Source organism: Pseudomonas sp. A (assembly GCF_056270345.1).
The window spans coordinates 2,308,227-2,332,088 of the sequence record NZ_CM149873.1 but is presented as its reverse complement, the minus strand read 5'-3'; the positions used below and the strand labels follow the sequence as shown (position 1 = coordinate 2,332,088).

Here is a 23,862-nt window from a genome sequence, read left to right as displayed (position 1 = left end):
GTTGCACAAGACAAACGTTGTCCGGCGCGGCAACATCTTGTGCGACGAACGACAGGGCAACGGGCAACTTTGTCCGACATGCCGTGGTCCTAGCCTGCGTACTGCACGACCTTGCGTTTTCCTTGGGGGACTACATGCTTCGATCTTTGCGCCTCGCCGCCCTGCTGGGTGGCCTGCTCATGGCTGCGGCCGCTTCGGCGCGGGATATCGACGCGGCGAGCTACGGCTATCCGTTGACCAACCCGTTCGAGGCGACCATCGCCACCACACCGCCGGAACAGCGCCCGACGCTGCCCAGCGACGACGACATCGACCAGGCCGACTACAGCCTCACCCTGCGCCCGGAGCGCGAGTTCACCCTGCCCGACAACTTCTGGTCGGTGAAGAAACTGCGCTACCGCCTGGCCAAGCAGGACCACAAAGCGCCGTTGATCTTCCTGATCGCCGGCACCGGCGCGCCCTACTCCAGCAGCATCAACGAGTACCTGAAGAAGCTGTTCTACCAGGCCGGCTACCACGTGGTGCAACTGTCCTCGCCGACCAGCTGGGACTTCATGAGCGCCGCCTCGCGCTTCGCTACCCCCGGGGTGACCAGCGAGGATGCCAAGGACCTGTACCGGGTCATGCAGGCGGTGCGCGCCCAGCAGGCACACCTGCCGGTCAGCGAGTACTACCTCACCGGCTACAGCCTCGGGGCGCTGGACGCGGCGTTCGTCAGCAAGCTCGACGAGACCCGCCAGAGCTTCAACTTCAAGCGCGTACTGCTGCTCAACCCACCGGTCAACCTGTACACCTCGATCAGCAACCTGGACAAGCTGGTGCAGACCCGGGTCAAGGGCATCGATCGCAGCACCACGTTCTACGAGTTGATGCTGGAGAAACTCACCCGATATTTCCAGGACAAGGGCTACATCGACCTCAACGAAGCGCTGCTGTACGACTTCCAGAAGTCGCGCCAGCACCTGTCCAATGAACAGATGGCCATGCTCATCGGCACCTCGTTCCGCTTCTCGGCCGCCGACATCGCCTTCACCTCCGACCTGATCAACCGCCGCGGCCTGATCATCCCGCCGAAATTCCCGATCACCGAGGGCAGCAGCCTGGAGCCGTTCTTCAAACGGGCCCTGCAATGCGACTTCGACTGCTACCTGACCGAGCAGGTAATCCCCATGTGGCGAGCGCGCACCGACGGCAACAGCCTGCTGCAACTGGTCGACCAGGTGAGCCTGTACGCACTGGAGGACTACCTGCGCGCCAGCCCCAAGATCGCCGTGATGCACAATGCCGACGATGTGATCCTCGGCCCCGGCGACATCGGTTTCCTGCGCCGGGTGTTCGGCGAACGCCTGACGCTCTACCCCCATGGCGGCCATTGCGGCAACCTCAACTACCGCGTCAACAGCGACGCCATGCTGGAGTTCTTCCGTGGTTAACAGACTGCTGCTCGTCACCGCCCTGCTCGCCAGCGGCTGCGCCCTGGCCGAGGAAGTCGCGCCGCGTGCCAGCGTGGTCGAGGCCGACAAGACCGAAACCCTCACCGTGGAGGCCGACGGTTTCGTCGATCCGCTGCGCGAGCTCAAGTTCAACCCTGGCCTTGACCAGCGCGAGTTCGAACGCTCGACCCTCGCCGCGCTGAACATCTACGACCCGCTGGAATCGCTGAACCGGCGCATCTACCACTTCAACTACCGCTTCGACCAGTGGGTGTTCCTGCCGGTGGTCGATGGCTACCGCTATGTCACCCCAGGCTTCGTGCGCACCGGGGTGAGCAACTTCTTCAACAACCTGGGTGATGTGCCCAACCTGTTCAACAGCGTGCTGCAGCTCAAGCCCAAGCGCTCGGCGGAAATTACCGCGCGGCTGATGTTCAACACCATCATCGGTGTCGGCGGCCTGTGGGACCCGGCGACCAAGATGGGCCTGCCCCGCCAGAGCGAGGACTTCGGCCAGACCCTGGGCTTCTACGGGGTGCCGGACGGGCCATACCTGATGCTGCCGATCCTCGGGCCGTCGAACCTGCGCGACACCACCGGGCTGGTGGTCGATTATGTGGGAGAGAAGGAGATCAACTACCTGAACGTGCCCGACACCGCCAGCGACCACCCGGAACTCACTGTGCTGCGGGCGGTGGACAAGCGCTACACCACCAACTTCCGCTACGGGCAGACCAACTCGCCGTTCGAGTACGAGAAGCTGCGTTACGTGTATACCCAGGCGCGCAAGTTGCAGATTGCTGAATAACGGCAACCCCGATCCCCTGTAGGAGCGGCCTTGCGCCGCGAAAGGGCCGCAAAGCGGCCCCGGCAATCTTGAGATGGGCACACATCCTGGGGCTGTTCTGCAGCTCTTTCGCGGCACAAGGCCGCTCCTACAGGGTCAGGCGGGCAATCCCAGGAACTGACACAACTCCCGCTTCTTGGCCAATGCATCCTTGCGCCCCAGTTCGATCAGCTCGCTGCAATAGCTCGCCTCGAACAGCAGGTAGCTCAGCACCCCCGCGCCGCTGGTCTTGGTAGCGCCAGGCCCACGCAGGAACAGCCTCAGCGCCGCCGGCAGCTCGCGCCGATGACGGGCGGCGATCTCGTCCAGCGGCTGGCTGGGCGCTACCACCAGCACCTCGATCGGCGCCAGCCCCAGGCGCCGGGCGTCCAGGTGCGCCGGCATCAGGTGGCTCAGATGGTTGAGCCGCTGCAGCAGCTCGATATCGTCCTCGAGGCTGTCGATGAAGGTGCTGTTGAGCATGTGCCCGCCGATCTGCGCCAGGCTTGGCTGCTGGCCGCTGAACACGCGCTGGGTCGGCAAGGGCGGCGCCGGGCGCTGGGGGTTGCCACTGACGCCGACCACCAGCACGCGGCTGGCGCCCAGGTGCAGCGCCGGGCTGATCGGCGCCGACTGGCGCACCGCGCCGTCGCCGAAGAACTCATCGCCCAGGCGCACTGGCGCGAACAGCAGCGGGATCGCCGAGCTGGCCAGCAGGTGGTCGATGGTCAGCGGCGTGGGCATGCCGATGCGCCGGTGGCGCAGCCAGGGTTCGATGGTGTCGCGGCCCTGGTAGAAGGTCACCGCCTGGCCGGACTCGTAGCCGAACGCGGTCACGGCGATGGCGCGCAGCTGATTGGCCGCCAGGGAGTGGGCAATGCCGTCCAGGTCCAGGTGTTCATGCAACAGGCGGCGTAGCGGGCGGCTGTCGAGCAGCGCCACCGGCACCTGGCCGCCGAGCCCCAAGAGGCTGTGGCCGACAAAGCGGCTGGCCTGGCGGATCACCCCGGGCCAGTCGCTGCGCAGCACCAGGTGGCTGCGAAAATTCTGCCAGAAGGCGGTGAGGTGCTGCACCGATTCGGCGAAGCGGGTGGCGCCACTGGCCAGCTTGACGGCATTGATGGCGCCAGCGGAGGTACCGACGATCACCGGGAAGGGATTCGCCGCCCCAGGGGGCAGCAGTTCGGCGATGCCGGCCAGCACGCCGACCTGGTAGGCGGCGCGGGCACCGCCGCCGGAGAGGATCAGGCCGGTGGTTGGGGACATGCTTCCTTCCTGGATAATGGTTGACAGGTCTGGCCTCTTCGCGGGTAAACCCGCTCCCACAGGTACAGTGCCGGCCTTAGCATATACATACCCCCTGTGGGAGCGGGTTTACCCGCGAAGAGGCCGGCCCTGCTATAGCAACAGTCAGCGTTTCTTCTTGTCGTACAGCCGTGGCTCGCCCTCGGGCCGCGACTTGAAGCGCCGGTGCGCCCACAGGTACTGCTCGGGACACTCGCGCAGCACGCCCTCGACCCACTGGTTGATACGCAGGCAGTCGGCTTCCTCGGTTTCGCCGGGGAAGTCCTCGAGCGGCGGGTGCACCACCAGACGATAGCCGCTGCCGTCCTCAAGCCGTCGCTGGGTAAACGGAATCACCCGGGCCTTGCCCAGCCGGGCGAACTTGGTGGTGGCCGTGACCGTGGCTGCGGGGATGCCGAACAGCGGCACGAAGATGCTCTGCTTGGCGCCATAGTCCTGGTCCGGCGCGTACCAGATCGCCCGGCCCTTGCGCAGCAGCTTGAGCATGCCGCGCACGTCATCACGCTCCACGGCCAGCGAATCGAGGTTGTGGCGCTCGCGGCCACGGCGCTGGATGAAGTCGAACACCGGGTTGCCATGCTCGCGGTACATGCCGTCGATGGTGTGGGCCTGGCCCAGCAGCGCAGCGCCGATCTCCAGGGTGGTGAAGTGCACGGCCATGAGGATGGCGCCCTCGCCTTCGCGCTGGGCGGCCTGCAGGTGCTCGATGCCCTCGATGTGGGCCAGGCGTGCAAGACGGGCCTTTGGCCACCACCAGCTCATGGCCATCTCGAAGAAGGCGATGCCGGTGGAGGCGAAGTTTTCCTTGAGCAGGCGTTGCCGTTCGTCGCCGGACAGTTCGGGGAAACACAGTTCGAGATTGCGCGCGGCAATGCGCCGGCGCTCGCCGGCCACCCGGTACATCACCGCGCCCAGGGCGCGACCCAGCCCCAGCAGGGCGCGGTACGGCAGCTGGGCGACCAGCCACAGCAGGCCCAGGCCCAGCCACAGGCCCCAGAATCGCGGGTGGAGGAAAGAGGATCGAAAACGCGGGCGTTCCATTGAAGCTTCCGGCAAGACATGAGCCCGGCATTCTACATCGGTTGCGGGCAATCGGTCTTATCGCTATAAGTCAGGGCACTTTTTTCGCAACAAGCCGTCTATGCAGACCATGAGCCCCAACCAGACACCCGACAACGCCCCCGTGTTCCAGCTCAAGGGCAGCATGCTTGCCATCACCGTGCTGGAACTGGCGCGCAACGACCTCGAATCCCTCGACCGCCAGCTGGCGGCGAAGGTGGCGCAGGCGCCGAATTTCTTCAGCAACACCCCGCTGGTGCTGGCCCTGGACAAGCTGCCCCATGACTCGGGCGCCATCGACCTGCCCGGGCTGATGCGCATCTGCCGTCATCATGGCCTGCGCACCCTGGCGATCCGTGCCAGCCGCATCGAGGACATCGCCGCGGCGATCGCCATCGACCTGCCGGTGCTGCCGCCGTCCGGGGCCCGCGAACGCCCGCTGGAACCCGAGCCGGAAGTGAAGACGCCCGAGCCTGCACCCGCTCCACCAGCGGCACCGGCCGAACCCGAGGTACGCCCGACGCGGATCATCACCTCGACCGTGCGCGGCGGCCAGCAGATCTACGCCCAGGGCGGCGACCTCGTGGTCACGGGCTCCGTCAGCCCCGGCGCGGAACTTCTCGCCGATGGCAACATCCATGTGTACGGCGCCATGCGCGGCCGTGCCTTGGCGGGTATCAAAGGCAATACCAAGGCGCGCATCTTCTGCCTGCAGATGACCGCGGAAATGGTCTCGATCGCCGGCCAGTACAAAGTCTGCGAAGACCTGCGCCGCGACCCGCTGTGGGGATCGGGCGTGCAGGTCAGCCTGTCCGGCGACGTGTTGAACATCACCCGTCTTTAACGGATACTTGCCGGCATTTTTAGCGCAACTTTTTTCCAGTTGCCGTTTTTTGTATTTGCAGGGACGCCTGTCCCGATTATTTAGGGGTGAAACACCTTGGCCAAGATTCTCGTGGTTACTTCCGGCAAGGGGGGTGTGGGCAAGACCACCACCAGCGCCGCTATCGGTACCGGCCTCGCGCTGCGCGGGCACAAGACTGTCATCGTCGACTTCGACGTCGGCCTGCGTAACCTCGACCTGATCATGGGCTGCGAACGCCGCGTGGTGTACGACTTCGTCAACGTGGTCAATGGCGAAGCCAACCTGCAACAGGCCCTGATCAAGGACAAGCGCCTCGAGAACCTGTTCGTCCTGGCCGCCAGCCAGACCCGCGACAAGGACGCCCTGACCAAGGAAGGCGTCGAAAAGGTCCTGATGGAGCTCAAGGAGCAGTTCGAGTTCGTGGTCTGCGACTCGCCGGCCGGTATCGAAAAAGGTGCTCACCTGGCGATGTACTTCGCCGACGAAGCCATTGTCGTGACCAACCCGGAAGTCTCGTCGGTGCGTGACTCCGACCGCATGATCGGCCTGCTGTCCAGCAAGTCGCGCCGTGCCGAGCAAGGTGACGACCCGATCAAGGAACACCTGCTGATCACCCGCTATCACCCGGAGCGCGTCGAGAAAGGCGAAATGCTTGGCGTCGAAGACGTCAAGGAAATCCTCTCGGTCGAATTGCTGGGTGTGATTCCCGAATCCCAAGCCGTACTCAAGGCCTCCAACCAGGGCATCCCGGTCATCCTTGACGACCAGAGCGATGCCGGCCAGGCCTACAGCGACACCGTCGACCGCCTGCTGGGCAAGCCAAAGCCGCTGCGGTTCATCGAAGTGCCGAAGCAAGGATTCTTCGCGCGCCTGTTTGGAGGCAAATAAACCATGAACCTTTTTGACTTCTTTCGTGGCAGACAGAAACAGAGCAGCGCGTCGGTAGCGAAAGAGCGTCTACAGATCATCGTGGCGCACGAGCGTGGCCAGCGCAGCACCCCGGACTACCTGCCAGCCTTGCAGAAGGAGCTGGTCGAGGTGATCCGCAAGTACGTCAATATCGGCAACGATGACGTGCAGATCGAGCTGGAAAACCAGGGCAGTTGCTCGATTCTGGAACTGAACATCACTTTGCCTGATCGCTGATTCAAGCACTTCCGGCTGATCCTGGGGCTGCCTTGCAGCCCTTTCGCGGCACAAGGCCGCTCCTACACAGGCCCTGCCCCCCCTGTAGGAGCGGCCTTGTGCCGCGAAAGGGCCGCAAAGCGGCCCCGATTGTCTATAGAGAACCTGCAATGCCGCTGTCGAACATCCAGATCCTTCACGAAGACGCCGCCATCCTGGTGATCAACAAACCGACCCTGCTGTTGTCGGTGCCGGGCCGCGCCGAGGACAACAAGGACTGCCTGATCACCCGCCTGCAGGAAAACGGCTACCCGGATGCCCTGATCGTCCACCGCCTGGACTGGGAAACCTCGGGGATCATCCTGCTCGCCCGCGACGCCGACAGCCACCGCGAGCTGTCGCGCCAGTTCCACGACCGCGAGACGGAAAAGGCCTATACCGCGCTGTGCTGGGGCCAACCGACCCTGGACAGCGGCAGCATCGACCTGCCGCTGCGCTACGACCCGCCGACCAAGCCGCGTCATGTGGTCGACCATGAACAGGGCAAGCACGCCCTGACCTTCTGGCGCATCGTCGAGCGCTGTGGCGATCATTGCCGGGTCGAGCTGACACCGATCACCGGACGCTCGCACCAGTTGCGCGTGCACATGCTGTCGATCGGCCACCCGCTGCTGGGCGACCGGCTGTACGCCAACCCCGAGGCGCTGGCGGCCCATGAGCGGCTGTGCCTGCATGCGTCGATGCTGAGCTTTACCCATCCGGTTTCGGGTGAGCGGTTGAAGTTCGAGTGTCCGGCACCGTTCTGATCCATCGGCGCTGGATTCTTCGCGGGTAAACCCGCTCCCACAGGAGAGTGCCTAACTTGAAATCTGCGCGGCAGCTGTGGGAGCGGGTTTACCCGCGAAGAGGCCGACACAAATTTTCGAGTATTTACGCTAAACTCGCGCCACTGCTGTCTGGAGTGACTTATGCGCGATGCCCTGAACGCCGGCCTGATCGAATTCCTCAAGGCCTCCCCGACGCCCTTCCATGCCACCGCCAGCCTCGCGCAGCGCCTCGAGGCCGCCGGTTACCAGCGCCTGGACGAACGCGACAGCTGGGCCACCGTGCCCGGTGGTCGCTACTACGTGACCCGCAACGATTCCTCGATCATCGCCATCAAGCTCGGCAAGCTCTCGCCGCTGCTGGGCGGCATCCGCATGGTCGGCGCCCACACCGACAGCCCGTGCCTGCGGGTCAAGCCGCAGCCCGAGCTGCAACGCCAGGGCTTCCTGCAACTGGGCGTGGAAGTGTACGGCGGCGCCCTGCTCGCGCCCTGGTTCGACCGCGACCTGTCGCTGGCAGGGCGGGTCACCTTCCGCCGTGACGGCAAGGTCGAGAGCCAGCTGATCGACTTCAAGCTGCCGATCGCGGTGATCCCGAACCTGGCGATCCACCTCAACCGCACCGCCAACGAAGGCTGGCAGATCAACCCGCAGACCGAGCTGCCGCCGATCCTGGCCCAGGTGGCCGGCGACGAGCGCATCGACTTCCGCGCCCTGCTCACCGAGCAGCTGGCCCGCGAGCACGACCTCAATGCCGACGTGGTGCTGGACTACGAGCTGAGCTTCTACGACACCCAGGACGCCGCGCTGATCGGCCTGAACGGCGATTTCATCGCCGCCGCCCGCCTGGACAACCTGCTGTCATGCTATGCCGGCCTGCAGGCATTGCTGGGTGCCGACAGCGACGAGACCTGCGTGCTGGTGTGCAACGACCACGAGGAAGTCGGCTCGTGCTCGGCCTGCGGCGCCGACGGCCCGATGCTCGAGCAGACCCTGCAGCGCCTGCTGCCCGAGGGCGACGAATACGTGCGCACCATCCAGCGCTCGCTGATGGTCTCGGCCGACAACGCCCACGGCGTGCACCCCAACTACGCCGACAAGCACGACGGCAACCACGGTCCCAAGCTCAACGCCGGCCCCGTGATCAAGGTCAACAACAACCAGCGCTACGCCACCAACAGCGAAACCGCCGGTTTCTTCCGCCACCTGTGCATGGCCGAGGAAGTACCGGTGCAGAGCTTCGTGGTGCGCAGCGACATGGGCTGCGGCTCGACCATAGGCCCGATCACCGCCAGCCACCTGGGCGTGCGCACGGTCGACATCGGCCTGCCGACCTTCGCCATGCACTCGATCCGCGAGCTGTGCGGCAGCCATGACCTGGCACACCTGGTGAAGGTGCTCAGCGCGTTCTACCGCAGTCGCGAACTGCCCTGAGACCGAGTCGCCTTCTTCGCGGGTAAATCGCATCGGCGCACCGCCACTCCCACAGGGATATCACTGTTATTGAGCCCAGTGATATTCCTGTGGGAGTGGCGGTGCGCCGATGCGATTCACCCGCGAAGAGGCCGGCACAGGCGACGCAACTGTCCCGGATCAACGCCCTCCGCGCGCAACCCGCTATGCTTAAGACATGCCCCACAGCAAAAGGATTGCCGTCCATGTCATCCCCCTTCCTCTCCCTCTTCGTGCCGGTGTTCCTGTTCCTGATGCTGCTGACCATCGGCTTCAGCCTGCGCGAGCGCAATGTCGGCGTGCTGATGATGTGGATCGGCACCCTCGGCATCTTTGGCCTCACCTGCTGGAAGATCCTCGAGAAACTGCCGTCGTAAACCACTACACTCGGGCAAACGTTTGACCTGAGGTAGAGTTTCCGGTGCCAGCCCTTCTGCGTTGCATCACGCTGCTGTTCCTGCTGTTCGTCACCCCGGCGCACGCCGCCGGCCTGCCCGGCCTGCTCGGCTCCAGCACACCCGCCCAGCCCGAAGCCAGCGAACCGCTGGGCAAGTCGCTGGACGAGGTGATCAAGAACCTGGAGAACGACCAGCAACGGACCAAGCTGCTGGCCGACCTGAAGAAGCTGCGCGACGCCACCAAACAATCGCAACCCACCGTCGAGCAGGGCGTGCTCGGCCTGATCGGCGGCGCCCTGCACGATTTCGAGCAGCAGTTCAGCGGCGATGCCAGCCCGTTCAAGCGCTGGTCGCTGGAAATCGACCAGGCGCAGGACGAGCTGGCCGCGCTGGTGGTGCCGGTGCACCAGTGGCCGGCGATCCTGTTCGGCTTTGCCGGGGTGATCCTGGTCTGGAGCCTGTTGGCCTACACCTTCAACTGGATCGGCCACCGCGTGCGCCTGCGCTTCGGCCTGACCGAGGAACTGCCCCAGCACCCACGTACCTGGGACCTGGTGCGCTTCGCCCTGCGCAAGCTGGGACCGTGGCTGGTGGCGCTGGTGTTCACCGTGTACCTGAGCTTCGCCCTGCCCTCCTCGCTGGGCAAGTCGATGGCCATGGTGCTGGCCTACGCGCTGGTGGTCGGCACGCTGTTCTCGGCGATCTGCGTGATCGCCTTCTCGCTGCTCGACGGCCCGCATCGCCACCGCGCCCTGCACATCCTGCGCCACCAGGCATTCCGCCCGCTGTGGCTGATCGGCAGCTTCGCCGCGTTCGGCGAGGCGATGAGCGACCCGCGCCTGACCACCGCGCTGGGCAGCCACCTGGCCCACGCCCTGGCCACCCTGGCCAATGTCGTCGCCGCGCTGTGCACCGGGCTGTTCATCCTGCGCTTTCGCCGCCCGATCGCCCACCTGATCCGCAACCAGCCCCTGTCCCGACGACTGACCCGGCGCACCCTGAGCGACACCATCGAGCTGCTCGGCAGTTTCTGGTACGTCCCGGCGCTGATCCTGGTGGCGATCTCGCTGTTCGCCACCTTCGTCTCCGCCGGCGACACCAGCACCGCCCTGCGCCAATCGCTGATGTGCACGGTGCTGGTGGTGGTGTGCATGGTGCTCAACGGCCTGGTCCGACGCCACGCCGCCAAGCCCAGGCGCGCCAACAAGCGCCAGGCGGTCTACACCGAACGCCTGCGCAACTTCGGCTACGTGCTGGTGCACCTGTTCATCTGGCTGGTGTTCATCGAACTGGGCCTGCGTGTGTGGGGTCGCTCGATGATCAGCTTCGCCGAAGGCGACGGCCATGAGGTCAGCCTGCGCCTGCTGGGCCTGGCCGGCACGCTGATCGTCGCCTGGCTGGTGTGGATCCTCGCCGACACCGCCGTGCACCATGCCCTGGTGCGCTCGCGCCGGGGCCTGGCCAACGCCCGGGCGCAGACCATGATGCCGCTGATCCGCAACGTGATGTTCGTGGTGATCTTCATCATCGCGGTGATCGTCGCCCTGGCCAACATGGGCATGAACGTCACCCCGCTGCTGGCCGGTGCCGGCGTCATCGGCCTGGCCATCGGTTTCGGCGCCCAGTCGCTGGTGGCCGACCTGATCACCGGGCTGTTCATCATCATCGAGGACTCGCTGGCGATCGACGACTACGTCGACGTCGGCGGCCACCTGGGCACGGTCGAGGGCCTGACCATCCGCACCGTGCGCCTGCGGGACATCGACGGCATCGTGCACACCATCCCGTTCAGCGAGATCAAGAGCATCAAGAACTACTCGCGGGAGTTCGGCTATGCGATCTTCCGCGTGGCCATTCCGCACAGCATGAACATCGACCAGGCCATCACGCTGATCCGCGAAGTGGGGCAGAAGTTGCGCAACGACCCGCTGATGCGCCGCAACATCTGGTCGCCGCTGGAGCTGCAGGGGGTGGAGAGTTTCGAGTCGGGTTCGGCGATCCTGCGGGCGCGGTTCAAGACTGCGCCGATCAAGCAGTGGGAGGTGTCGCGGGCGTTCAACCTGGCGTTGAAGCGGCAGCTGGACGAGGCGGGGCTGGACCTGGCGACGCCGCGGTTGTCGGTGCAGGTGGTGACGGCCGGAGGGGGCCAGATGGCGGAAACCGGGTCCTCCAGTTAGGGCCCTTTCGCGGGTAAACCCGCTCCCACAGGATTGCCACACATTCGAAAATTGTGGGGTCCCTGTGGGAGCGGGTTTACCCGCGAAGAATCCAACACCTTATCCCGCCTGGGCACGGATGCGGATCGCATCGTGGCGCCAATATTCCAGGTCACAGTCAATCAGATGCCCATGCTGGTCACTGTTGACCCGGGTGATATGCAAGCCCGGACTGCCCGCCGAGACCTTCAGCGCCCCCGCCGCCGCCACCGGCAACGCGGTCGGCAGGATCTCGAAACACACCTGCCCATAGTGAATAGCGTACTCCCGCGCGTAGATCTCGGTCAGCGACCGTGCCAGGTCCAGCTCGAGGATCCCCGGGAAGTAGCGCGGGTTGAGGTAGTGCTCGGCATACAGCACCGCCCTGCCGTCGATGCGCCGCAAACGGCAGATCCGCACCACGCTGGACAACGCCGGCAGGCGCAGGCGCGCGCAGATCGACGCCGAGGCCGGCTGCAGGCGCGCCGACAACAACTCGGTGCTCGGTACCCGCCCCTGGTCGCGGACCATCGCATGGAAATGGCTGCGCTCGATCAGGTCGTAGGTCAGCCGCTCGGGCGCGACGAACCAGCCACGGCGCTCCTCGCGGTAGATCAGCCCCTGGGCCTCCAGCTGCACCAGCGCCTCGCGCAGGGTGATGCGCGTGGTGTCGAACACTTCGCTGAGCCTGCGCTCGGCCGGCAGCTTGCCGCCGGGGGCCAGCAGGCCGTGTTCGATCTGCTCCTGCAGGGCATGGCAGATGGCTGTTACCGCGCGCGGTGGCGTCGCTTGCATCAAAGGTTACCTATCTGGACTAGTCCAGCCCCATAACAGGGCATGTGGCGATGGCTACAAGCCTAGGCATGGCTGATGAACATCCTGTGACAAAGCCTCGCCCAGGGACTTGCCAGATCCGGGCCAGGCCACGCGATTCAAGGCTTTCGATGTGGTCTACGCTGTATTCCCAGAGCCATCGGCCTGCCACCCGCGCCCTCTCCTTACATCAAACTGTCACGCAACAGGCCTACCTTGGCTCAAGGTTTGCTGACCTAGACCAAGGGTTCGCAAGCACCGCTTCTGTTCATAACAACGAATGCAAGGCACCCACCAAAGGAGCTTCGGATGAAAAAGTTGTTCATGGCGTCACTGCTCGGTTCGGCCATCGCTTTTTGCACCTCGGCCATGGCCCAGGACCTCAAGGCCCTTGAAGACGCCGCCCGCAAGGAAGGCACCGTCAACAGCGTGGGCATGCCCGATGCCTGGGCCAACTGGAAAGGCACCTGGGAAGACCTGGCCAAGAAGTACGGCCTCAAGCACAGCGACACCGACATGAGCTCGGCCCAGGAGATCGCCAAGTTCGACGCCGAGAAGGACAACGCCAGCGCCGATATCGGCGACGTCGGCGCCGCCTTCGGCCCGATCGCGGTCGCCAAGGGCGTCACCCAGGCCTACAAGCCGAGCACCTGGGACCAGGTGCCGGCGTGGGCCAAGGACCAGGACGGCCACTGGGCGCTGGCCTACACCGGCACCATCGCCTTCATCATCAACAAGGACCTGGTCAAGGAAGGCGAACGCCCCACCAGTTGGCACGACCTGGAAAAGGGCAAGTACAAGGTCGCCATCGGTGACGTCGGCACCGCCGCCCAGGCCGCCAACGGCGTGCTCGCCGCCGCCATCGCCTACAAGGGCGACGAAAGCAACATCGAGCCGGGCCTGCAGCTGTTCACCAAGCTGGCCCAACAGAAGCGCCTGTCGCTGGCCAACCCGACCATCCAGACCCTGGAGAAGGGCGAGGTGGAAGTGGGCGTGGTGTGGGACTTCAACGGCCTGAGCTACCGCGAGCAGATCGACCCCAAGCGCTTCGAAGTGCTGATCCCGTCCGATGGTTCGGTGATTTCCGGTTACACCACCATCATCAACAAGTATGCCAAGCACCCGAACGCAGCCAAGCTTGCGCGTGAGTACATCTTCAGCGACGCCGGGCAGACCAACCTGGCCATCGGCCACGCCCGGCCGATCCGTGCCGAGCACCTGAAGCTGCCAGCGGACGTGCAGGCCAAGCTGCTGCCCAACGAACAGTACAAGGCCGCCCAGCCGATCAAAGACGCCGCAGTCTGGGAAACGACCTCCAAGGCCCTGCCGCAGAAATGGCAGGAGCAGGTGATCATCGAGATGGAGTAAGGGGCGAGTTGTCTAGCGCCTGAACCGGCCCTTTCGCGGGTAAACCCGCTCCCACAGGTGCCGTGCTGACCTTGAGGACAGCATCACTTCCTGTGGGAGCAGGTTTACCCGCGAAGAAGGCAACGCGGTATATGACTGGAGCCACCATGCAACACAACGTCATCCTGGTCCTGCTCGACGGCCTCAACCACCAGGTCGCGCACCATGCCATGGGCCACCTGCACGCCTACGTCGAGGCCGACCGCGCCGCGCTGTACCGGCTTGAATGCGAACTGCCGTCACTGTCGCGACCGCTGTACGAATGCATCCTCACCGGCGTGCCGCCGATCGACAGCGGCATCGTGCACAACAACGTCAACCGCCTGTCCAACCAGCGCAGCGTGTTCCACTACGCCCGCGAGGCTGGCCTGGGCACTGCCGCCGCGGCCTATCACTGGATGAGCGAGCTGTACAACCGCTCGCCCTTCGACCCGCTGCGCGACCGCCATACCCACGCGCCGAAGCTGCCGATCCAGCACGGCCTGTTCTACTACGCCGACCATTACCCCGATTCGCACCTGCTGGCCGACGCCGAGTACCTGCGCCGCCGCCACGCCCCGAACTTCCTGCTGGTGCACCCGATGAACATCGACGACGCCGGCCACCGCCACGGCCTGGACAGCAGCCAATACCGCAATGCCGCGCGCAGCGCCGACATCCTCCTGGCCGACTACCTGCCACGCTGGCTCGAGGAGGGCTACCAGGTGCTGGTCACCGCCGACCACGGCATGAACAACGACCGCTCGCACAACGGCCTGCTGGCCGAGGAGCGCGAAGTGCCGCTGTTCGTGTTCGGCGAGGCGTTCAGCCTCGATCCCGCGGCCAAGCCGTTGCAGACCGAACTGTGCGGCACGATCTGCGAACTGCTTGGCGCCGCCCACGACAAACCGGTCTGCCGGGAGCTGCTCAAGTGAATGCAAGCCATCGTGGCCGCTACCTGGCCCTGCTCTGCCTGCTGCCGTTCACCGTGTTCTTCATCATCTTCCAGGTCGCGCCGCTGGCCTGGGTCGCCCTCAACAGCCTGCAGAGCGAGAGCGGCTGGGGCCTGGCCAATTTCAGCAAGATCTTCGCCTCGAAGTTCTACCTGCAGGCGCTGCAACGCAGCCTGGAGATCAGCTTCTGGTCGAGCCTGTTCGGCATCGTCATCGCCACCCTGGGCGCCTATTCGCTGCGCCGGGTCGACTCGAAGCTGCGCGACTTCGTCAGCGCCTTCGCCAACATGACCAGCAACTTCGCCGGCGTGCCCCTGGCGTTCGCCTTCATCATCCTGCTCGGCTTTAACGGTGCACTGACGCTGCTGCTCAAGCAGATGGGCCTGCTCGGCGACTTCAGCATCTACTCCAAGACCGGCCTGATCCTGGTGTACACCTACTTCCAGATCCCCCTGGGCGTGTTGCTGCTCTACCCGGCCTTCGACGCCCTGCGCGAGGACTGGCGCGAATCCGCCGCACTGCTCGGCGCCAGCCACTGGCAGTTCTGGCGGCATATCGGCCTGCCGGTGCTGACCCCGGCGCTGCTCGGCACCTTCGTCATCCTGCTGGCCAACGCCCTGGGCGCCTACGCCACCGTCTACGCCCTGACCACCGGCAACTTCAACGTGCTGCCGATCCGCATCGCCGGGCTGGTGGCCGGCGACATCAGCCTCGACCCGAACCTGGCCAGCGCCCTGGCGATGGTGCTGGTGGGCCTGATGACGGTGGTCACGGTGGTCCATCAATGGCTGCTCAAGAGGAGCTACCATGCGCGCTGAGAACAACGCCGGCGGACTCTACCACCGCGTGGTGGTGTATCTGCTGTTCCTCATCCTGCTACTGCCGCTGGCCGGCACCCTGCTCTACTCGCTGGCCACCAGCTGGTCGGCGACCCTGCTGCCCAGCGGGCTGACCTTCAAGTGGTACCTGGCGCTGTGGAGCGAGCCGCGCTTTCTCGCCGCCTTCGGCCAGTCATTGCTGGTGTGCGTGGGTGCGCTGGTGCTTTCGGTGGTGCTGATCCTGCCGCTCCTGTTCGTGGTGCACTACCACTTCCCGAAACTCGACGCGCTGATGAACGTGCTGATCCTGCTGCCCTTCGCGGTGCCGCCGGTGGTGTCGGCGGTGGGCCTGCTGCAGCTGTATGGCAGCGGGCCGCTGGCCATGGTCGGCACGCCGTGGATCCTGATCGGCTGCTACTTCACCATCGCCCTGCCGTTCATGTACCGGGCGATCACCAACAACCTGCAAGCCATCAACCTGCGCGACCTGATGGACGCCGCCCAGTTGCTTGGCGCCAGCCCTCTGAAGGCGGCGCTGCTGGTGGTGCTGCCGAACCTGCGCAAGGGCCTGATGGTGGCGCTGCTGCTGTCGTTCTCGTTCCTGTTCGGCGAGTTCGTGTTCGCCAACCTGCTGGTGGGCACCCGCTACGAGACCCTGCAGGTGTACCTGAACAACATGCGCAACAGCAGCGGCCACTTCAACAGCGCGCTGGTCATCTCCTACTTCGCCTTCGTGCTGGTGCTGACCTGGGTCGCCAACCGCCTGAACAAGGACAAGACCTGACATGAGCTTCGTCAGCGTACAGAAACTGCAAAAGAGCTACGCCGGCAGCCCGGTGTTCGAGAACATCGACTGCCAGATCGAGCGCGGCGAGTTCGTCACCCTGCTCGGCCCTTCGGGCTGCGGCAAGTCCACGCTGCTGCGCTGCATCGCCGGCCTGACCCCGGTGGACAGCGGGCGAATCCTCCTCGACGGCCAGGACATCGTGCCAGTGAGCCCGCAGAAGCGCGGCATCGGCATGGTGTTCCAGAGCTACGCGCTGTTCCCCAACATGACCGTGGAACAGAACGTCGCCTTCGGCCTGCGCATGCAGAAGGTCAAGGCCGACGAAAGCCAGGCGCGGGTGCGCGAAGTACTCGATCTGGTCGAACTCGGCAGCTTCGCCGGGCGCTACCCGCACCAGCTGTCCGGTGGCCAGTGCCAGCGTGTGGCCCTGGCCCGCTCGCTGGTCACCCGCCCGCGCCTACTGCTGCTCGACGAACCGCTGTCGGCGCTGGATGCGCGCATCCGCAAGCACCTGCGCGAACAGATTCGCGCCATCCAGCGCGAGCTGGGGCTGACCACCATCTTCGTCACCCACGACCAGGAAGAGGCGCTGACCATGTCGGACCGCATCGTCCTGATGAACCAGGGCCGCATCGTCCAGAGCGGCGATGCCGAGACCCTCTACACCGCGCCCGTGGACCTGTTCGCCGCAGGCTTCATCGGCAATTACAATCTGCTCGACGCCGACAGCGCCAGCCGCCTGCTGCAACGCCCGGTCAACGGTCGCCTGGCGATCCGCCCGGAGTCCATCACCCTGGGCCTGAACGGCGAACTGGACGGCGAGATCCGCAGCCACAGCCTGCTGGGCAACGTCATCCGCTACCGGGTACGGGTGCGCGACGTCGAGCTGGTGGTGGACGTGCTCAACCGCTGCGCGGCCGACCTGCACGCGGACGGGCAGCGGGTATCCTTGTCGATCGACCCCACGGCGCTACGGGAAGTGGCCTAAGGAGATACAACGCATGGCACTGGCAATCTTCGATCTTGACGAAACCCTGATCCACGGCGACTGCGCGTCGCTGTGGAGCGAGCAGATGGCCCGGCTGGGTTGGGTCGACGGCAAGGCTTTCCTCAAGCGCGATCATGAGCTGATGGAAGCCTACGGCAAGGGCCACCTGGCGATGGAGGACTATATGGCCTTCAGCCTGGAGCCCATCGCCGGGCGCACCCTGGAAGAGGTGGAGCACCTGGTCGAGCCCTGGGTGGAGGATGTGATCGAGCCGATCATTTTCGGTGACGCCTGCCGCTGCATCGCCGAGCACCGCAAGCGCGGTGACCGGATCCTGATCATTTCGGCCAGCGGCACCCACCTGGTCGGGCCGATCGCGGCAAGGCTGGGGGTGGACGAATACCTGGCCATCGAGCTGGAGGCGGTCAACGGTGTCTATACCGGCAAGACCCACGGCGTGCTCACCTACCGCGAGGGCAAGATCACCCGCCTGCTGGAGTGGCTGGACCAGGAACAGGAGAACCTGGAGGGGGCGAGTTTCTACTCCGATTCGCGCAACGACCTGCCGCTGCTGCTGAAGGTCGATCACCCGCACGTGGTGAATCCGGACTCGGTGCTGCGCGAGCATGCGCAGACCAATGGCTGGCCGATTCTGAGCTGGTCTTGAGCGGCCTGGTCCGGTCAGACATTGACAGAGACTGTGCGGGCCCTTTCGCGGGTAAACCCGCTCCCACAGGTATCGCGCAGTTTCAAGGCTGTGGTGATCTTGTGGGAGAACCTGGAGGGGGCGAGTTTCTACTCGGATTCGCGCAACGACCGGCCATTGCTGCTGAAGGTGGATCACCCGCACGTGGTGAACCCGGACGCGGAGCTGCGCGAGCATGCGCAGACCAATGGCTGGCCGATTCTGAGCTGGTCTTGAGCGGCCTGGTCCGGTCAGACATTAATAGGGACTGTGCCGGCCCTTTCGCGGGTAAACCCGCTCCCACAGGTAACGCGCAGTTTCAAGGCTGTGATGATCCTGTGGGAGCGGGTTTACCCGCGAAGAGGCCGGCACAGGCACCATTGATCCGTCACACTTGCCACTCCCGCCACAAATGTGCAGTATAGTGCGCACTGTGAGGACGGCCTCACGACGCTGTGCGTGAACATACCGGGGACGGCCCCATCATTGAATCGATGGAGACTCACCATGTCCTGGATCATCCTGTTGTTCGCCGGCCTGTTCGAAGTTGGCTGGGCTGTCGGCCTCAAGTACACCGACGGCTTCACCCGCCCCATGCCCACCATCCTCACCGTCGGTGCCATGGTCATCAGCCTTGGCCTGTTGGGCCTGGCCATGAAGGAGCTGCCGCTGGGCACCGCCTATGCCATCTGGACCGGCGTCGGCGCGGTCGGCACGGTGATCGCCGGGATCATCCTGTTCGGCGAATCCATGGCGCTGATCCGCCTGGCCAGTGTCGCCCTGATCATCACCGGCCTGGTCGGCCTGAAGGTCAGCGCCAGCTGACCTCCCTCCTTTTCCCTTAGCGCATGTCGCCGCGCAGCAGGCTCACCTGCTCGCGCAGCGCCTCGGGCTGCGCCGCCTCCACCGGGATGGCGGCGCCAGCCACCAGGGTCACCCGCGACCACAGGCGCTTGAAGAAGCCCTTGTTCGGGTCGCGACTGAAGAAACTGCCCCACAGCCCCTGCAGCGCCAGCGGAATCACCGGCACCGGCGTCTCCTGCAGGATGCGGTTCACCCCGCCCTTGAACACATCGATCTCACCGTCCGCGCTCAGCTTGCCTTCGGGGAAGATGCACACCAACTCGCCGTCGGCCAGGTACTGGGCAATGCGGGCAAAGGCGCGCTCGTAGGTGGCCTCGTCCTCGCCGCGCCCGGCGATGGGAATGGCGCCGGCGGTGCGGAACACGAAGTTGAGCACCGGCAGGTTGTAGATCTTGTAGTACATGACGAAACGGATCGGCCGGCGGATCGCCCCACCGATCAGCAGCGCATCGACGAACGACACATGGTTGCACACCAGCAGCGCCGCGCCCTCGTCGGGAATGCGCTGCAGCTCGCGGTGCTCGACCCGGTACATCGAGTGGCTGAGCAGCCAGATCAGGAAGCGCATGGTGAATTCCGGCACGATGCGGAAGATGTAGGCGTTGACCGCGATATTGAGCAGCGACACCACCAGGAACAGCTGCGGGATGCTCAGCTTGGCCAGGCTCAGCAGGACGATGGTGATGATCGCCGAGACCACCATGAACAACGCGTTGAGGATGTTGTTGGCGGCGATCACCCGGGCCCGCTGGTCTTCCGGGGTGCGCGCCTGGATCAGCGCATACAGTGGCACGATGTAGAAACCACCGAAGATGCCCAGGCCGACGATCGACAGCATGATCCACCAGGCCTGGCTCATGCCCAGCAACGCCAGCCAGTCATGGGGCACGACGCCGACCGGCACATCGCCCGAATGCCACCACCAGAGCAGGCCGAACAACGTCAGGCCGAACGAGCCGAACGGCACCAGGCCGATCTCCACCTTGCGCCCGCTCAGGCGCTCGCACAGCAGCGAGCCGACGGCGATGCCCACCGAGAACAGGGTCAGCACCAGGGTGACCACGGTCTCGTCGCCGTGCAGCCAGTCCTTGGCATAGGCCGGAATCTGCGTGAGGTAGATGGCGCCGACGAACCAGAACCACGAGTTGCCGACGATCGAGCGCGACACCGCCGGGGTCTGGCCCAGGCCCAGGCGCAGGGTCAGCCACGACTGCTTGAAGATGTTCCAGTCCAGTTTCATTTGCGGCGCGGCGGCGGCGGCGCGGGGGATCCAGCGGCTGGCCAGGTAGCCCAGCACGGCGGTGGCCACCACCCCGGCGGCAGCCAGCACCGCGTACTGGCTGGAGGACATCAGCATCCCGGCGCCGATGGTCCCGGCCAGGATCGCCAGGAAGGTACCCATCTCCACCAGGCCGTTGCCGCCCACCAGTTCCTCCTCGCGCAGGGCCTGGGGCAGGATCGAGTACTTCACCGGGCCGAACAGCGCCGAGTGGGTGCCCATGGCGAACAACGCCACCAGCATCAGTTCCAGGTGATGGGTGACAAACCCGGTCGCGCCGATGGCCATGATGACGATCTCGGCCAGCTTGATCGCGCGGATCAACCGGTCCTTGGCGAACTTTTCGCCGAACTGTCCGGCCAGTGCCGAGAACAGGAAGAACGGCAGGATGAACAGCAAGGCGCAGAGGTTGACCCAGATCGAGCGGTCGCCTTCCAGGCTCAGCTTGTAGAGGATCGCCAGGATCAGCGACTGCTTGAACAGGTTGTCGTTGAAGGCGCCCAGCGACTGGGTGATGAAGAACGGCAGGAAGCGCCGCTTGCCGAGCAGGGTGAATTGCGAGGGGTGACTCATCGTCCGTGTACCTGGTTGGGCTTTGTCATTGGAGGCACGTACAGCGCATAAAGCCACAAATCTGCACGGGAATGGACGATGAAGGCAAGCCCGTTGCTCCTCCACAGGTTTCGGCTGCGCCACGCCTGTGGCAGAAACAGCGGCTGTCAGTTTGCCGCCTGTCGCTCGATGCGATGGAACGGCAACCGCGAAGCTGGCAGACTGCCGCCCCTCACCAACACGGAAGGTGCGCCCCTTGGGGTCGAACTGGACAGGGATGAAGGCCCGCCATTGATTCAATTGAATACCCACAACGCCCGGCTCAAACGCACACTGCGCGCGGCCAGCCACACCGCACGCACAGCGACGAACAAGCAGCAACTGCTGGCCGCCGTGGACGCCATGGCCGCCTTTTACGGCAACATGCAGTTCGACAACCGGTTGCCCTGGCTGATTGCCCTGCTCTGTGGACCACTGGCCATTGCCAGCATCGCAGGCTACTTGCAGGCGTACGAGCCGCTGCTGGCGCCGCTGGCCAAGCTGCTGGGCCAGAGCCAGGCGCAGCTTGCGTCCAACCTCACGCTCGGCCTGCTCGGTGCCGCTGCGTTCAGCCTGATCGTCCTTTACCAGCGCAGGAAGCTCATCCCCAACCTTGCCCACGACCTGGCCGAGCGCTCCAGCCTGATCACCGCCGGCCTGCAGGAAATCCCGGTGACCGACAGCCAGTTGCTCAAGGGCCTGCAAATCGAGTTTCGCGACTATGTGCGCGGCAACCACAAGCGTTTCCTGCGCCGCGCCGTGCAGGGCCACTATCAGGGCCGGCTGCACAGCTTCAACTACCGCTGGTACCACCTGCATTACGTGGACAAACAGACCCACCAGGAAACCGAGTCCGATGGCAAGGGCGGCACAACCTCGAAAACCGTGACCTCCTATCAGGAATACGATCGCTACAGCCTGGTGATCGACTTCCCTTGGGTGCAGGGCATCGCCCTGGGTGGCGGTAGCGGCGGCCGCTCATCCATGGTCGACCTGGAGCACCACTTCAAGACCGCATCAAGCGACTTCGACCGCGCCTTCAGCCTCACTGGCAGCTCGGCCATGGCCTGCGCCCGCTTCGCCAAGCCGGTGACGGTGCTGCACCTGGTCGACCTGCATCGCCAGCTTGATACGCCCAACCTTGAGTTCTCGCAGCACGGGCAACTGTGCCTGAGCAGCAACGACAACCCGCTCGCTTTCAAGCTGACTTGCGAGCTGACCCGCGCGAGCGATTTCCGCTTGCTGATCGACCACGGCGTGCACCTGCCACAGCTCAGCGCTCTGCTCGACGCCGTGCACACCCTGGCCGAGCAGCACGATGACAACTTCACCGTGCCTACCCCGGCACAGCTACAGACGGAGCACTGACATGGACCTTTTCGCCCTTATCCTGCTAGCCGTGCTGATCGGCGTACCGCTGATCGTCATCAGCCTGTACAACGGCATCGTCGGCAACCATAACCGGGTCAAACGCGCCTGGGCCGATGTGCTGACCTATGAGCGGCAGAAGACCAAGGTGCTCGATGCGCTGCAAGAGCAGGCCGGCCTGTACCGTGACCATGAACAAGGCGTGCTGGCCGGGATCACTCGCCTGCGCAGCGCCATTGCCGAGCTGCCTGTCGAGGCGGACGGCAAGACCCTGGCCAAGGCCGAGGACGCCACCCGTTCGCTGCTCGGCGGGCTGCGCGTGGCCTTCGAGGCCTACCCCGAGCTCAAGGCCTCGGAGCTGATGAACAACCTCATGCGTGAAATCGCCGAGCAGCAGCAGAACGTCGGCGCGGCCATCGTGATCTTCAACGGCGAAGTGGAGCGCTTCAACAACGGCATCCAGATGTTCCCAGGCTCCCTGGTCAACAGCGTGATGAACAAGCATGTGGCCGTCACCCCGTTCACCGATATCCAAGCCGCCAGCGCCTTCGACTACACACCCAACCTGTAAGGCCGATCAGCGCTGGGCAATGCACGGCGACACGAACAGCTCGCCGCGCCACGCCCCGCGCAAGGTGCGGCTGGCCACCAGCAGCCAGAGCAGCGCCAGCGCCACTACCAGCACCTGGCCGAAAACGCTGAAGAAGCCGAGCTGCAGCCAGGCCGCCAGTTTCAAAGTGGCCAGGCAGTACACCCCCAGCGGGAAGGTGAACCCCCACCAGCCCAGGTTGAACGGCATGCCCTGGCGCATGTAGCGCAAGGTGATCAGCACCGCCGTCAGCAACCACCACAACCCGGCGCCCCACAGCACGATACCGGCCACCAACCCCAGCCCACGGGCCACCTCGCCGAGGCCACCCAGGCCATTGGCGGCAAATACTGCGGGGGCATCGCCGCCGAGCACCAGCATGCCCAGCGCCCCAGTACCGATCGGGCCCAGCGCCAACCAGCTGGAGGCGGCCATGTTGGCCGGCGGCAGTTTATGCAGGGCCATGCGCAGCATGAGGATGGTGAGGATGCTGAATGCCACCGGCAACGACACCGCCCACATCACATAGCTGGTGATCACCACCTGGAACTGCCGGTGCGCATCCACCAGGTGCGGCGCCAGCAGCCCGCCGCTGGCGGCGGCGACTTCGGCAGCCACCACCGGCAGCAGCCACACCGCGGTCATCTGGTCGATGCTGTGCTCCTGGCGGGTGAACATCAGGTAGGGAATGGCCACGCCGCACAGCAGCGCCAGGCCAACGTCCAGCCACCAGAGCATCTCGACCCACGGCACCACCGCCTCGCCCCAGCGCGCCAGGCCGAACACCAGGGCGCCATTGAGGATGGTGGCCAGGCCCATGGGGATGGTGCCGAAGAACATCGACACGGTGGAATGGGCGAAAATCCGCCGCGCCTCGTCGAAGAACATCACCCAGCGGGCGCCATACAAGACGCAGAACAGGGTGAACAGGCCAATGGTCAGCCACCACAGGCCCTCGGCAAGCGCGTCCAGCAGTGGCACCTGCACCTGGTGCAACGCCAGGGCCAGCACGCCGGTGCCCATGGTCGCGGCGAACCAGTTGGGGGTGAACTGGCGGATCACTTCGCGGGGATGGGCCAGATGGCTCAACGGGCGCCACGACGGGGCGCGGGTCTGGGTGCATGGCATGGGATGTCTCCTGGCCTTGTGTAAGGTGGATTCATCTTATGCCTTCGAAGAATATCTATATAACGGGTAATTTCTCTATCTGTTATCTGTTTTGTAGATATAGCTAAAACCCCAGGCCCTGGAATATGCTT

Annotated in this window: 23 protein-coding genes and 1 pseudogene; 19 read left to right on the top strand and 5 right to left on the bottom strand. The window is 64.9% G+C overall.

Annotated elements, in window-relative coordinates; translation table 11 throughout:
• Positions 1-134: 134 nt before the first annotated feature.
• Positions 135-1,433: an alpha/beta fold hydrolase family protein gene (locus AC0MAZ_RS10560; RefSeq protein ID WP_475861038.1), complete on the top strand. Its 1,299-nt coding sequence runs from the start codon at positions 135-137 to the stop codon at positions 1,431-1,433.
• Entirely contained in the window at positions 1,426-2,241 is an 816-nt protein-coding gene (locus AC0MAZ_RS10555) for an MlaA family lipoprotein (RefSeq protein WP_050704582.1), read from the top strand. The genes AC0MAZ_RS10560 and AC0MAZ_RS10555 overlap by 8 nt, the downstream gene beginning before the upstream one ends.
• A 135-nt stretch (positions 2,242-2,376) precedes the next feature.
• Here AC0MAZ_RS10555 and AC0MAZ_RS10550 read toward each other — a convergent pair whose 3' ends face one another.
• A complete protein-coding gene (locus AC0MAZ_RS10550) occupies positions 2,377-3,525 on the bottom strand; it encodes a patatin-like phospholipase family protein (RefSeq protein WP_232856735.1) in 1,149 nt (382 codons plus the stop codon).
• Positions 3,526-3,669: 144 nt separating this feature from the next.
• Positions 3,670-4,605 carry a lipid A biosynthesis lauroyl acyltransferase gene (locus AC0MAZ_RS10545; protein WP_475861037.1) on the bottom strand — a complete coding sequence of 312 codons (936 nt, stop codon included), beginning with the start codon at positions 4,603-4,605 and terminating at the stop codon, positions 3,670-3,672.
• Between the two features lie 100 nt (positions 4,606-4,705).
• Between AC0MAZ_RS10545 and minC the strand changes: the two genes are divergently transcribed.
• The 7 genes from minC (at position 4,706) to AC0MAZ_RS10510 (ending at position 11,464) form a co-directional block, all read left to right on the top strand.
• On the top strand, positions 4,706-5,467 hold the full coding sequence (gene minC, locus AC0MAZ_RS10540; protein ID WP_203647655.1) for a septum site-determining protein MinC: 762 nt from the start codon (positions 4,706-4,708) through the stop codon (positions 5,465-5,467).
• 96 nt (positions 5,468-5,563) lie between these two features.
• On the top strand, positions 5,564-6,376 hold the full coding sequence (gene minD / locus AC0MAZ_RS10535; RefSeq protein WP_203647656.1) for a septum site-determining protein MinD: 813 nt from the start codon (positions 5,564-5,566) through the stop codon (positions 6,374-6,376).
• Between the two features lie 3 nt (positions 6,377-6,379).
• The gene (minE, locus tag AC0MAZ_RS10530; protein ID WP_023631120.1) at positions 6,380-6,634 is read left to right on the top strand and encodes a cell division topological specificity factor MinE; all 255 of its coding nucleotides are present in this window, start codon (positions 6,380-6,382) and stop codon (positions 6,632-6,634) included.
• A gap of 149 nt (positions 6,635-6,783) precedes the next feature.
• The gene (locus AC0MAZ_RS10525) at positions 6,784-7,419 is read left to right on the top strand and encodes an RluA family pseudouridine synthase (RefSeq protein WP_084941741.1); all 636 of its coding nucleotides are present in this window, start codon (positions 6,784-6,786) and stop codon (positions 7,417-7,419) included.
• Between the two features lie 162 nt (positions 7,420-7,581).
• Complete coding sequence (locus AC0MAZ_RS10520; protein ID WP_203647657.1) at positions 7,582-8,871, top strand: M18 family aminopeptidase; 1,290 nt, start codon at positions 7,582-7,584, stop codon at positions 8,869-8,871.
• A gap of 224 nt (positions 8,872-9,095) precedes the next feature.
• A complete protein-coding gene (locus tag AC0MAZ_RS10515) occupies positions 9,096-9,266 on the top strand; it encodes a hypothetical protein (protein WP_167388396.1) in 171 nt (56 codons plus the stop codon).
• 44 nt (positions 9,267-9,310) lie between these two features.
• Positions 9,311-11,464, top strand: coding sequence for a mechanosensitive ion channel family protein (locus tag AC0MAZ_RS10510; protein WP_254463862.1), 2,154 nt, complete (start codon positions 9,311-9,313; stop codon positions 11,462-11,464).
• A 99-nt stretch (positions 11,465-11,563) separates the two neighbouring features.
• On the opposite strand, the gene AC0MAZ_RS10505 is transcribed toward AC0MAZ_RS10510, so the two are convergent.
• Positions 11,564-12,277: a UTRA domain-containing protein gene (locus AC0MAZ_RS10505; protein WP_198744252.1), complete on the bottom strand. Its 714-nt coding sequence runs from the start codon at positions 12,275-12,277 to the stop codon at positions 11,564-11,566.
• A 327-nt stretch (positions 12,278-12,604) separates the two neighbouring features.
• Here AC0MAZ_RS10505 and AC0MAZ_RS10500 point away from each other — a divergent pair, with 327 nt between their 5' ends.
• The 8 genes and pseudogenes from AC0MAZ_RS10500 (at position 12,605) to sugE (ending at position 18,737) form a co-directional block, all read left to right on the top strand.
• Positions 12,605-13,663, top strand: coding sequence for an ABC transporter substrate-binding protein (locus tag AC0MAZ_RS10500; protein WP_475861033.1), 1,059 nt, complete (start codon positions 12,605-12,607; stop codon positions 13,661-13,663).
• Positions 13,664-13,809: 146 nt separating this feature from the next.
• Positions 13,810-14,616, top strand: a complete 807-nt coding sequence (locus AC0MAZ_RS10495) for an alkaline phosphatase family protein (protein WP_186712771.1) — start codon at positions 13,810-13,812, stop codon at positions 14,614-14,616.
• Entirely contained in the window at positions 14,613-15,452 is an 840-nt protein-coding gene (locus tag AC0MAZ_RS10490) for an ABC transporter permease (protein WP_475861031.1), read from the top strand. Before AC0MAZ_RS10495 ends, AC0MAZ_RS10490 begins: the two co-directional genes overlap by 4 nt.
• Entirely contained in the window at positions 15,442-16,236 is a 795-nt protein-coding gene (locus tag AC0MAZ_RS10485) for an ABC transporter permease (RefSeq protein ID WP_203647660.1), read from the top strand. Before AC0MAZ_RS10490 ends, AC0MAZ_RS10485 begins: the two co-directional genes overlap by 11 nt.
• Before the next feature lies 1 nt (position 16,237).
• The gene (locus AC0MAZ_RS10480) at positions 16,238-17,227 is read left to right on the top strand and encodes an ABC transporter ATP-binding protein (protein ID WP_232856727.1); all 990 of its coding nucleotides are present in this window, start codon (positions 16,238-16,240) and stop codon (positions 17,225-17,227) included.
• A gap of 13 nt (positions 17,228-17,240) precedes the next feature.
• On the top strand, positions 17,241-17,894 hold the full coding sequence (locus AC0MAZ_RS10475) for an HAD family hydrolase (protein WP_232856726.1): 654 nt from the start codon (positions 17,241-17,243) through the stop codon (positions 17,892-17,894).
• A 105-nt stretch (positions 17,895-17,999) separates the two neighbouring features.
• Positions 18,000-18,149 (top strand): annotated as a pseudogene (locus tag AC0MAZ_RS10470) (HAD family hydrolase); the annotation flags it as partial.
• A gap of 270 nt (positions 18,150-18,419) precedes the next feature.
• Positions 18,420-18,737: a quaternary ammonium compound efflux SMR transporter SugE gene (gene sugE, locus AC0MAZ_RS10465; RefSeq protein WP_203647663.1), complete on the top strand. Its 318-nt coding sequence runs from the start codon at positions 18,420-18,422 to the stop codon at positions 18,735-18,737.
• Between the two features lie 16 nt (positions 18,738-18,753).
• On the opposite strand, the gene AC0MAZ_RS10460 is transcribed toward sugE, so the two are convergent.
• Positions 18,754-20,628: an MFS transporter gene (locus AC0MAZ_RS10460; protein WP_232856725.1), complete on the bottom strand. Its 1,875-nt coding sequence runs from the start codon at positions 20,626-20,628 to the stop codon at positions 18,754-18,756.
• A gap of 270 nt (positions 20,629-20,898) precedes the next feature.
• Here AC0MAZ_RS10460 and AC0MAZ_RS10455 point away from each other — a divergent pair, with 270 nt between their 5' ends.
• Positions 20,899-22,014, top strand: coding sequence for a hypothetical protein (locus AC0MAZ_RS10455; RefSeq protein WP_475861029.1), 1,116 nt, complete (start codon positions 20,899-20,901; stop codon positions 22,012-22,014).
• A 1-nt stretch (position 22,015) separates the two neighbouring features.
• Positions 22,016-22,585 (top strand): LemA family protein, encoded by a 570-nt coding sequence (locus AC0MAZ_RS10450; protein ID WP_475861028.1) that lies wholly within the window; start codon positions 22,016-22,018, stop codon positions 22,583-22,585.
• Between the two features lie 6 nt (positions 22,586-22,591).
• On the opposite strand, the gene AC0MAZ_RS10445 is transcribed toward AC0MAZ_RS10450, so the two are convergent.
• A complete protein-coding gene (locus tag AC0MAZ_RS10445) occupies positions 22,592-23,731 on the bottom strand; it encodes a TDT family transporter (RefSeq protein ID WP_475861026.1) in 1,140 nt (379 codons plus the stop codon).
• Positions 23,732-23,862: the final 131 nt, after the last annotated feature.